Source organism: Aquabacterium sp. UBA2148, assembly GCF_002328915.1.
Lineage (GTDB): Bacteria > Pseudomonadota > Gammaproteobacteria > Burkholderiales > Burkholderiaceae_C > Aquabacterium > Aquabacterium parvum.
The window spans coordinates 3,147-13,215 of record NZ_DCXA01000021.1 but is presented as its reverse complement, the minus strand read 5'-3'; the positions used below and the strand labels follow the sequence as shown (position 1 = coordinate 13,215).

General features: G+C 67.3%; 9 protein-coding genes and 1 pseudogene. 2 read left to right on the top strand and 8 right to left on the bottom strand.

Annotated features, from left to right (window positions below):
* The 8 genes from B2W70_RS01330 to B2W70_RS01295 all read right to left on the bottom strand — a co-directional run.
* Positions 1-1,851: putative bifunctional diguanylate cyclase/phosphodiesterase (locus tag B2W70_RS01330; RefSeq protein WP_286742145.1), on the bottom strand; the 1,851-nt coding region annotated here is incomplete at its 3' end.
* Positions 1,852-1,983: 132 nt separating this feature from the next.
* Positions 1,984-2,262 carry a BTH_I0359 family protein gene (locus B2W70_RS01325; protein WP_058089052.1) on the bottom strand — a complete coding sequence of 93 codons (279 nt, stop codon included), beginning with the start codon at positions 2,260-2,262 and terminating at the stop codon, positions 1,984-1,986.
* A gap of 184 nt (positions 2,263-2,446) precedes the next feature.
* Complete coding sequence (locus tag B2W70_RS01320) at positions 2,447-3,007, bottom strand: DUF3833 domain-containing protein (RefSeq protein ID WP_286742143.1); 561 nt, start codon at positions 3,005-3,007, stop codon at positions 2,447-2,449.
* Positions 3,008-3,070: 63 nt separating this feature from the next.
* On the bottom strand, positions 3,071-4,333 hold the full coding sequence (locus tag B2W70_RS01315) for an MFS transporter (RefSeq protein ID WP_286742142.1): 1,263 nt from the start codon (positions 4,331-4,333) through the stop codon (positions 3,071-3,073).
* A gap of 5 nt (positions 4,334-4,338) precedes the next feature.
* Positions 4,339-5,604, bottom strand: coding sequence for an SAM-dependent methyltransferase (locus B2W70_RS01310; RefSeq protein ID WP_286742141.1), 1,266 nt, complete (start codon positions 5,602-5,604; stop codon positions 4,339-4,341).
* The gene (locus tag B2W70_RS01305; protein WP_286742139.1) at positions 5,601-6,428 is read right to left on the bottom strand and encodes a DUF1365 domain-containing protein; all 828 of its coding nucleotides are present in this window, start codon (positions 6,426-6,428) and stop codon (positions 5,601-5,603) included. Before B2W70_RS01305 ends, B2W70_RS01310 begins: the two co-directional genes overlap by 4 nt.
* Entirely contained in the window at positions 6,425-7,801 is a 1,377-nt protein-coding gene (locus B2W70_RS01300) for an NAD(P)/FAD-dependent oxidoreductase (protein WP_286742138.1), read from the bottom strand. The genes B2W70_RS01305 and B2W70_RS01300 overlap by 4 nt, the downstream gene beginning before the upstream one ends.
* Before the next feature lie 20 nt (positions 7,802-7,821).
* Positions 7,822-8,397 carry a glutathione peroxidase gene (locus tag B2W70_RS01295; RefSeq protein WP_286742136.1) on the bottom strand — a complete coding sequence of 192 codons (576 nt, stop codon included), beginning with the start codon at positions 8,395-8,397 and terminating at the stop codon, positions 7,822-7,824.
* 171 nt (positions 8,398-8,568) lie between these two features.
* Here B2W70_RS01295 and B2W70_RS01290 point away from each other — a divergent pair, with 171 nt between their 5' ends.
* Positions 8,569-9,645 carry a MerR family transcriptional regulator gene (locus tag B2W70_RS01290; protein ID WP_286742135.1) on the top strand — a complete coding sequence of 359 codons (1,077 nt, stop codon included), beginning with the start codon at positions 8,569-8,571 and terminating at the stop codon, positions 9,643-9,645.
* Between the two features lie 221 nt (positions 9,646-9,866).
* A pseudogene (locus B2W70_RS01280) lies at positions 9,867-10,069 on the top strand (ferritin-like domain-containing protein); the annotation flags it as partial.

The following is a 10,069-nucleotide window of genomic DNA, read 5'->3' as shown; positions in this document are numbered from 1 at the left end:
GAAGCTGCGGTCGATCTTGAGCTGGCGCGCGGGCAGGCGGCGCAAGTAGCTCAGCGACGAGTAGCCGGTGCCAAAGTCGTCGATGGACAGGCGCACGCCAATCTGATCGAGCATGTCGAAGACCCGCAGTGAGGCCTCGATGTCTTCCATGGCCACCGATTCGGTGATCTCCATGAGCAGCATGCGCGCGGGCACGCGGTGGCGGCGCAAGGCCTCGCGCACGCGTTGCTCCAAGTCGGGCTGACGCAGCTGGTGCACCGACAGGTTCACCGCCACGGGGATGTCCAGGCCCAGGTCGTGCCACACGCGCAGGTGGCGACAGGCCTCGTCGATGACCCACTGACCCAACTCACCGATCAGGCCAAAGCGCTCGGCCACAGGGATGAACTCGGCGGGGCTGACCATGCCTCGGGTCGGGTGGTGCCAGCGCAGCAGCGCTTCGACGCCAGCCAGCTCGCCCGTGGTGGCGCGCAACTTGGGTTGGAAGTGCAGCGTCAGCTCGTTGCGGGCCACGGCGTGGCGCAGGTCGCGCTGCATCTCGACCTGGGCTGCGCCCACGCGGTCCATGCCACGCTCGAAGAAGCAGTACACGCCACCACCTGCGCGGCGGGCGGTGAGCATGGCGTCATTGGAGTGCGACATCAGCTGCTCGGCCGTGGCGCTGTCGGGGTAACGGGCCACGCCGATGGAGCAGCTGACCGTGATCTCCTGGTCCTGCACCAGGCAAGGCTCGTGCACGGCGTCTTGCAGGCGCTGGGCCAGCACGGCGGTGACGTGTTCGTCGTTGAGCCCACGGCAAGCGATCAAGAACTCATCGGTGTCGGAGCGCGCCAGCACGTCGCCTTCACGGATGAGGCCCTGCAGCCTGAGCGACAGCGTCTGGATCAGGCCATCGCCCACGCTGTGCCCATAGGTGCCCGTGAAGGCGTGAAAGCCGTCGATGTTCAGCCGCATCACGCTCAGGTTGAGCACCTGGTCGGTGGCTTCGTGGATGAGGTGACGCACCTGCTGCTCGAAGCCCGTTCGGTTGGGCAGCCCGGTGGCCGCGTCACGCAAGGAGGCCTCTTCCAGCGCGGACTGCGCGGCCTTGAGGGAGTCGGACAGGGCCTGGTTTCGAGCCAGGTTGCGCGCGTCCTGCAAGGTGCCGATGTGCGCCATCACGAGCAGGATGAGCACGGTGGCGGTGAGCACGAACTCCAGCGAGTCACCGGAGAGCTGCCCCTCGCTCAGGCAGTTGGCCGCCAGGGGGATGCCGACCGCGCTGACCTGCAGGACCAGGCCCGCCCAGATGACCGAGCCCACCATCACGGCGATGGCCAGGTGGCGGGTCTGGTGGTGATCTCGGTCGAGCTCGGCCTGCATCAGCAAGGCACCCAGCGAGCACCCGAGCAAGACCAGCAGGAAGGCGGCGCCCGACGCCTTGGCGTCCCAGATCATGGCCGGCTGCAGCATGATGGACGAGGCGTTGACGAACACCAGCATCTGCACGCCCACGGCGACCAGCACGGCACCCAGCAAGCGCGTTCGCCAGCGCAGGTCGCGGTGGGTCTGCATCCAGATGGCAGCTGCGGCGATGACGATGGCAGGCAACCAGGACGCCAGCACGACGTCGCGCACATAGCCCACCTTGATGGGCAACTGCATCGCCACCAGGCTCAGAAAGCTCGCCGCCCAGATGCCCGTGCCCACGACGAGCGCGCCGCCCAGGATCCAGGCCAGGCCGGCTTCTCGGTCATTGGCCCGCACTCGGCGGATCACCATGCCTTGCAGCGAGATGGCGTACACGGCAAGCAACCAGGCCGGCGCGAGGGCCGAGCCGCTCCAGCTTGCTGCCATGAAGGTTGAAGACATGCGTGCTCCCGATTCGTTCACACACCAAGGTGTGATCGGGATATCGGCGGGTGCGCGCGTGGGCTTGAGCGCCCGGGGTGGTCAGCGGCGGTGGAGCGTCAATGCTTCACGGATGCCACCCGGTGAAATGCGTCAGTGCATCACCACGGGCTGCTGCGCCATGCCGGCGTAGCGCTCGAGGTAGGCATCGAACTCTTCGATGCTGGGAGACGACTCGATCAGGGCCTCGACACCTTCCTTGAAGGTTTCGGCCAAGGCGCCTTCGATGAAGATTTCCTTGCGGGCGAACTTGTCGACGATCTCGTAGCCACCACGGGTCAAGGCGGCGCTGTGGCGAACCGGGCCGTGCTCATCGGCGGCCAGTTCGATCTGCACCACCGCGTAGCTGTCCGAGTTGTAAAGCATGTGCATGGACGACACTCCAGGGTCCTTGAGACCGACTTCCGTCATGGCTTTGGCCGACTGGCCATTTCCATCATGACGGCTCCATCGGCCTCGTCACCCCCCGACTTGAGGGCGAAGCAGCCCACGTCAAGGCCTGGCGTGTCGGAATGCACGCGATCCCCCGCGAACGCGCGGGCGGATCTCTGCGGGGTCAGGGCTTGCGAAAGCTCAGCGTGACGTCGCCCAGGTGGATGCCGAACTTGCTCATGGCGGCACGGTTGAGCACGACCTGGCCGTCCACGCGGTACATCCAGTCGTCGAACTGGAACTCGATGGGCTTGCCGTCAACGGGCACGCGCATGGTGTAGCTGAAGCGGATGGCGTTGCCCGATTGTTCGCCCACGGCGACGCCGACGATGTCGGCAGCGCGGCCCTCGAAGCGCCCGCCGCCCAGGTCCTTGAGTTGCCAGACGCGGCGCTCCTTCTCGCCATTGCTGTAGGTGAAATCTTCTTCCAGCACGCCGCTGTCGCCGCTCCAGCGGCCCTGCATGGCCACCGTGAAGCGCTTGACGACGCGCCCCGACCTGTCGGTGAACATGCCGTGCGCCTGCACGGGGCCGGAGAAGTAGCCGCGGAAGTCCATGGCGGGCTGCTCGGCCTGGTAGTCGGTCGGCTTGGGGGCGGAGCCGCAGGCCGACAGGCCGAGGGCCAAGGTCAGCACGATGGCACCGACGGCCTTGCGGCGCTGGATGATGGGCTTGGATGGGGTCATGTCGAACTCCATAGAAGGTGTCCTGAATGGTGGTGGGCCACGTCAGGGAACAGGGATGGCGGATCAGGCCAGCGCCGGGTGATGACGCCAGCGCCAGCAGGCCACCAAGGCCAGCAACTTGAACAGGCAGGGCAAGCCGCCGTAGACCCAGCTCAGCGCGTTCAGGCCAGCGGGGTCCTGGGTGCCCGGGGTGTAGCCCAGGGCTTGCAAGGCGGGCAAGGCCAGGCCCGCCGCCAGCGCGAGGTTGAGCTTGGTGGCCCATTGCCACCAGCCTGCGTAAGCGCCCTCGGCTTGAGCGGTGTGGCCGGCGCGTTGCACCACCCCGGTCAACAGCGTGCCCGGCGCGGTGAGGTCGGCCCCCAGGGCAAAACCGCCCGCCAGGCAGATGACGAGGTAGCCCACGCGATCGCCTTCGCCCAGGCCGAGCACGCTGACAAAACTGAGCACGCTCAGGAGCATGCCCAGCGCCCAGGCGCGCATGGGGCCGATGCGCCCGATCAGGCGCACCCACAGCGGCACGCCGAGTGCGGCCATCAAAAAGTACAGACCCAGGAACAGGGGCGCACCGTCCATTGCGCGCAGCCGGTCCTGGATGAAGAACAGCACCAGCGTCGCCGGGATGGCGCTGGCCACGCCGTTGACCAGGAACAGGGCCATGAGTCGGCGAAAGCCGGCGCCCTGCCAAGGCTGGGACAGCGGCGTGGTGGCCTGCGCGTGGGATGCCTGATCGCTCGCGGCCCTCGTCACTGGCGCCGGCCTGGGGCCCTTGCTCAAGGCCCACACACCCGCCATCAACCCCAGGGTCAGCACGGCACTCGTCCAGCCCATGCCAGCTTGCGTGGCCAGCACATTGGCCAGCAGCACCCCGAAGAGCCCGAAGCCCTCGCGCCAGGCCACCAGCCGGCTGCGCTGGGCCACGTCGCCGCCCAGCCGCGTGCCCCAGGCCAGGTGCAACACGCTGGTCAGGCTGTAGGCCAGGAAGGTGAAGATGAGCGTGACGGCGCACCAGGCCAGCAAGGGCACGGTCTGCCTGACCGGCGGGTGAAACAGCAGCACGAAGCCCAGCGCCAGCGCGAGCACCGCCATGAAAGCCGCCATCAAGGCCCTCTGAGGTTGCGCCAGCCAACGATCGGCCCAGCGCCCGAGCAAGGGGTCGATGAAGGCATCGGCCAGCCTGGTGAACAGCAGCACGGCCCCCAGCGCGGCCAGGGGCAGGCCATAAGCCTGGGCATGGTGCTGCGGCAGCACCACGTAAAGCGGCATGGCCACAAAGGCCAGGGGCAAGCCCAGCAAGCCGTAGCGCGCGCTGGCCGAGTGCGTCAGCATGGCGTTCAGGCCGGCTTGCGCAGGGTGTACTGAACGACGTTGGTGTTGCCCATGTCGAACGCGGCCTCGCAGTAGGCGAGGTAGAACTCCCAGATGCGCTGGAAGCGCTCGTCAAAGCCCAGGCGCTGGACCTTTTCCAGGTGAGCATGGAAGTCAACCCGCCAGCGGCGCAGGGTCTCCGCGTAATCAGGGCCGAAAGCCAGGGCGTTGACCACCTCCAGCCCCGCCTCGCGCGCGGCTTCGCGGAAGGCGCGGTCGCAAGGCAGCAGGCCGCCGGGGAAGATGTACTGCTGGATGAAGTCCGTCGACTTCACGTAGCGCTCGAACAGGTCGTCGTGGATGGTGATGGTCTGCAGACAGGCCTGGCCACCCGGCTTGAGGCAGCGGTTCAGGGTCTCGAAGTAGCTGGGCCAGTACTCCCGGCCCACGGCCTCGAACATCTCGATGGAGACGATGGCGTCGAAGGGCTCGTCACGGATGTCGCGGTAGTCCTGCAGGCGCAGGTCGGCGCGCTCGGACAAGCCAGCGCGGGCCATGCGGTCGTGGGCCCAGGCCAGCTGCTCGGTCGAGAGCGTGACGCCGGTGACGTGCGCGCCGTGCTCGGCGGCAGCGATCTCGGCCAGGCCACCCCAGCCGCAACCGATCTCCAGCACGCGACGCTGTTGGCCATCGGCCAGCACGCCCGCTTCGTTCAGCGCACGTTTGACCTTGGCGCGCTGCGCATCGACCATCGGGCGGGTGTGATCGCCTTCGAACCAGGCGCTGGAGTAGCTCATGGTGCGGTCCAGCCACAGGCGGTAGAAGTCGTTGCCCAGGTCGTAATGGGCCTGGATGTTCTTGCGGCTGTTGGCCTTGGAGTTGCGGTTGAGCAGGTGGCGGATGCGGTAGGCCAGGCGCCCCCACCACGAGCCATAGATCGCGCCTTCGATCAGGTCGCGGTTGGCGATCATCAGCTTGAGCAAGGCCGTCAGGTCGGGCGTGCTCCAGTGGCCATCGATGTAGCCCTCGGCAAAGCCGATGTCGCCCGACTTGAGCACCGCCGAACACACCGACCAGTCGTGAAGGCGCAAGCCGGCGCGAGGCACGTGCGGGTCGCCTGAGCTGGCCTGGCCAAAGCGTGCGGTGCTGCCATCGGGCAACTGCAGGTCCAGCCAGCCCACGCGGATCCGCTTGAGCAAACCCAGCACCGCGCGGGCAGACGCGGGCGCGGTGGCAGGCAGGCTCAGGCCTTCATCCCGGGACAGCGACGAAGCAGAGGTCATGCGGTTCATGGCGAAGGGTTTCCTGTGTCGGAGGGGGCGGTGACGGTTGAGGCGGCCTGCGCCGAATAAGCCAGGCCTGGCCCGGCGCTTGGCGCAGGCGGTTTGGAGAAAAAGGGCACGCGCTTGAGCCACAGCTGCAAGGCCTGCCAGTGGATGCGGGCGAGCACGCCGAAAGTCATCAGGGGCCAACCACGGATGGCCCGGTTCACGCTGCGCTCGTCAAGTTCAACCAGCTCGCCACTGATGGCGGTCTGGATCAGCGGGCCATCGGCGTCATCGTGGTCCACGCGCGCCACCAGGCGATCGGCGTTGCGCATGAATCGAAAGCGGTAGCGGCCTTCGACGCGACAAAACGGCGAGACGTGGAACACCTTGTCGGCACGCACCTCGCGGCCCCAGCCCAGTTGCTCGCCACCGAGCAGGTAGCAGTGCCGCTCGCCGAAGGTGTTGTTGACCTCGGCCACCACGGCGTGCAGCGCACCATCGGCTCGGTGCACGTACCAGAAGCTCACGGGCTTGAAAGCGAACCCGAGCACACGCGGGTAGGTTTGAAGCCAGACCTCGCCCTGAGGCAAGTCATCGGCCCAGCAACCGCCGCGCTGGAGCAAAGCATCGAGCCAGGCCAGCGAGTCCGCGCCGCCTTCACCATGGTCGGCATCGTGAAAACTCAGCCAGCCGCGCGCGTTGCGCCGCACGGCCGCCACCGGCTGGCTCGCCAGCGCACGCATGGGCAGCAGCCAGAACCAGCCACCGTAGCTGAAGGCGTGGTGCTTGGGGCGCAGGCGGGTGTGCCGCACCTGCCCGAAGCCAATCAGCGGCCTGGCCGTGTTCATGCGGCCAGCTCCGACGTTGGCAACGTGCCTTGAACGGGGGCGCCGCTTGCGAAACGATCGAGCACGCCCTGTGCCGCCAGCAACCCCGACTTGAGGCCGTCTTCGTGGAAACCGTAGCCGGCCCAGGCCCCGGCGAACCACAACTGACGTCGCCCCTGCAACGCAGGCAGGGCCTGCTGCGCGTCGATGGCGGCCTGGTCGAAGACCGGGTGGTCGTAGTCGATCTCGGCCAGCACCTGGCTGGCATCGGGCTCACGCAAGGGGTTGAGCGACACGACCACCGGTTGTTGCCATGGCAGGGGCTGCAGCCGGTTGATGAGGTAGTGCAGGCAGACGTGGCGGTCTTCCTGGCTGACCTCGCTGGCGCGCTCGTAGTTCCAGGCGGCCCAGGCTTTCGGGTTGCGCGGCAACTGGCCGGTGTCGGTGTGCAGCACCGCGCGGTTGGGGTGGTAGCGGATGGCGCCCAGCACGGCGCGCTCGTTTTGCAGGGCACCTTCGCCCAACAGGCGCAGGGCCTGGTCCGGGTGGCAGGCGAAGATGACGGCGTCAAACCGCTCCGCCCCACGGGCGCTGTGCACCATCACACCCGCCTGTCCGGCTTCGCCCAATGGCATCACACGCTCAACGGGGCAATGCAGGCGGGCATCGGGCAGCTGCTCGACGATGCGGCGCACGTACTCGCGCGAGCCACCCGACACCGTGTACCACTGCGGCCGGTTGGCCACCTGCAGCAGGCCGTGGTTGTGACAAAAGCGGATCAGCGTGGCCATCGGGAAGCGCATCATCTGCTGCACCGGGCAGGACCAGATGCAGGCGACCATCGGCAGCAGGTAGCCTTCCTGGAAGGCCGCCCCAAAGCCCTGGTCTGCCAGGAAGTCACCGATGGGCTGCTTGAGTTCGCGCTCATCGCCACGCTGGGCCATGCCCGTGGTCAGGCGGTTGAAGCGCAGGATCTCGCCGAGCATGCGCCAGAAGGCCGGCGACACCAGGTTGCGCCGCTGCGCGAACACGGTGTCCAGCGAAGAGCCGCACCACTCCAGGCCGGGTCGCAAACCAGACAAGCCGGTCGCGTCACGTGGCACCTGCACCGAGAAGGACATGTCCGACTTGGCCGTGGGCACGCCCAGCTGCTCGAACAGCCCGATGAGTTGCGGGTAGGTGCGCTCGTTGAAGACCAGGAAACCGGTGTCCACCCCATGCTTGAGCGGGCGACCTTGCGCATCGGGCAAGGTCACGTCCACCGTGTTGGCGTGCCCGCCAAAGTGCGCGCCCGCCTCGAACAAGGTGACGTGGCGCGCACCCGGGGCGCGCACCAGGTGATGGGCGGCCCCGAGCCCGGTGATGCCGGACCCCACGATGGCGATGCGTTGCATGGTCGGACTCCGTTGCTGGATCAAGGGGCCAGGGCCTTTTCGATGTCGCGCACCAGGTCGCGGTCATCGGGCGAGGTCATGCTGCTGTAGCTGTCGATGACCTGGCCATTGCGCCCCACCAGGTACTTGTAGAAGTTCCACTTCGGGCGCGTGCCCGAGGCCTTGCTCAGCTCGGCAAACAGCGGGTTGGCGTTGTCGCCCCGCACGCTGGTCTTGGCGAACATCGGGAACTTCACGCCATAGGTGTTGCTGCAGAAGTCGGCGATCTGCTTGCTGTCGCCGGGCTCCTGGTTGCCGAAGTCGTTCGACGGAAAGCCCAGCACCACCAGGCCACGGTCCTTGTACTTGGCGTGCAGGGCTTCGAGGCCCTTGAACTGGTCGCTGAAACCGCAGTAGCTGGCGGTGTTGACCACCAGCAGCACCTTGCCGCTGTACTGGCACAGCGACTGGGGTTTTTCGTCCTGCAGGCGCGCAAAGGTCTTGTTGAGCAGCGGCGGGCAGGCGGGTGCCTCGCCAGCGGCGTGGGCCGCCCCACCGAGCAGGGCGCCGGCGAGGCCGAAAGCCACCAGCGTGGCGCGAAAAATTCGAGTCGTCATGTCAGCCCTTTTGTCTTGGTCAAAACAGGATGTTTGTTCTATATTAGCTGGACAGATCTTGTTGCACAACGTTTTGTCCACGTCAAATAGGCACGAAACCCTGAACAAGCCTGGACAAACCCGTTCCTGATCTCTTACGCAGCCACCCACTTTTTGGATGCACCCGCCGCCATGCCCCGCTCCTTGATGATGTCCATCGCCGCCGTTGAGCGCGACACCGGCCTGAGCAAGGACACCCTGCGCATCTGGGAAAAGCGCTACGGCTTCCCCTCGCCCGTGCGAGACGCCCAGGGCGAGCGCTGTTACCCCATGGAGCAGGTCGAGCGCCTTCGCCTGATCAAGCGGCTGCTGGACGTGGGCCATCGGCCGGGTCGGGTCGTGGGCCTGCCGCCCGAGGACCTGCAGACCCTTGCCGATCGCAGCGCCGACGCACAAGGCCTGCCCACCCGCACCGGCCGCAACCGCCAAGCGGCGCCCCCCGCTGCGCCCACACCCACCACGCCGTCACCGAGGCCGAGCTACACCGATCCCTCCGCGCCCGGCGACTGGGTCGATGACGCCCTGGCGCGCGTGGACGCCCACGACGTCGCGGGCCTCAAGCGCCTGCTGGCCCAGGCCGTGCCCACCCTGGGTCTGGCCCGCTTCATCACCGAGGTCTGCGCACCGCTGCTCAAGGCCATGGGCGAAGGCTGGTTGCGCGGGCGCTTTCAGGTGCCGCAAGAACACTGGGTCAGCCAGTGCCTGCAGCAAAGCCTGCACGCGGCCATCCACGCGCTGCCCCCCACCGACCCGACCCAGGCCCCCCGCGTGCTGCTGAGCACCTTCCCCGGCGAGCCACACGCGCTCGGCTTGCTGATGGTCGAGGGCTGGTTGACGCTGCAGGGCGCACAGGTGATCAACCTGGGCGCCCAAACCCCGACGGCCGACCTGATCGACGCCTGCGAGAACCACCGGGCCGACGTCGTGGCCCTGAGCTTTTCGGCCTCGGCCCCGGCCCACTTGGTGCAAGACGCCCTGCCCGCGTTCCGCGACCGGCTGCCCGCCCGCGTGGCGATCTGGGCGGGTGGGCGCAACCCATTGCTGGCGCGCCGAGCGCCGGCCGGGGTGCTGGTGCTCGACGACCTGATCGAGCTGAGTCGGGCCGTCCATGCCTGGCACACCGCACAAGGACAGGACTCCCCCCCTGACTGCGGACTGTCACGTCGCTGCAAAGCGCCTGACATCCAATTCGGTCACAAATGCGTATAGCCTGTCGTGAAACGTCAGCCGGTCGCCGTGGTGCGGCCCCACCGTTCGCGCGCTGCCGCGCTCCTGGAGAAGGTCATGCTGTATCCCGAACTGTTCAAGCAACTCGAAGCAGCCCGCTGGAACATGGACAAGGACATCCCCTGGGACTCGTTCGACGCCAGCCAGTTGAGCGACGAGCAGGCCCAGNNCGTTCGCGCGCTGCCGCGCCCATGGAGAAGGTCATGCTGTATCCCGAACTGTTCAAGCAACTCGAAGCCGCCCGCTGGAACATGGACAAGGACATCCCCTGGGATGCCTTCGATGCCAGCCAGCTGAGCGATGAGCAAGCCCAGACGATCAAGATGAACGCCATCACCGAGTGGGCCGCGCTGCCCGCCACGGAGATGTTCCTGCGTGACAACCGGGACGACAGCGACTTCTCGGC

What these genes read in the sequence shown, in the direction of transcription:
- B2W70_RS01325 (WP_058089052.1), bottom strand. Translation starts at nt 2,262, where the DNA reads ATGCACATGCTTTACAACTCGGACAGCTACGCGGTGGTGCAGATCGAA.
- B2W70_RS01320 (WP_286742143.1), bottom strand. Translation starts at nt 3,007, where the DNA reads ATGACCCCATCCAAGCCCATCATCCAGCGCCGCAAGGCCGTCGGTGCC.
- B2W70_RS01315 (WP_286742142.1), bottom strand. Translation starts at nt 4,333, where the DNA reads ATGCTGACGCACTCGGCCAGCGCGCGCTACGGCTTGCTGGGCTTGCCC.
- B2W70_RS01310 (WP_286742141.1), bottom strand. Translation starts at nt 5,604, where the DNA reads ATGAACCGCATGACCTCTGCTTCGTCGCTGTCCCGGGATGAAGGCCTG.
- B2W70_RS01305 (WP_286742139.1), bottom strand. Translation starts at nt 6,428, where the DNA reads ATGAACACGGCCAGGCCGCTGATTGGCTTCGGGCAGGTGCGGCACACC.
- B2W70_RS01300 (WP_286742138.1), bottom strand. Translation starts at nt 7,801, where the DNA reads ATGCAACGCATCGCCATCGTGGGGTCCGGCATCACCGGGCTCGGGGCC.
- B2W70_RS01295 (WP_286742136.1), bottom strand. Translation starts at nt 8,397, where the DNA reads ATGACGACTCGAATTTTTCGCGCCACGCTGGTGGCTTTCGGCCTCGCC.
- B2W70_RS01290 (WP_286742135.1), top strand. Translation starts at nt 8,569, where the DNA reads ATGCCCCGCTCCTTGATGATGTCCATCGCCGCCGTTGAGCGCGACACC.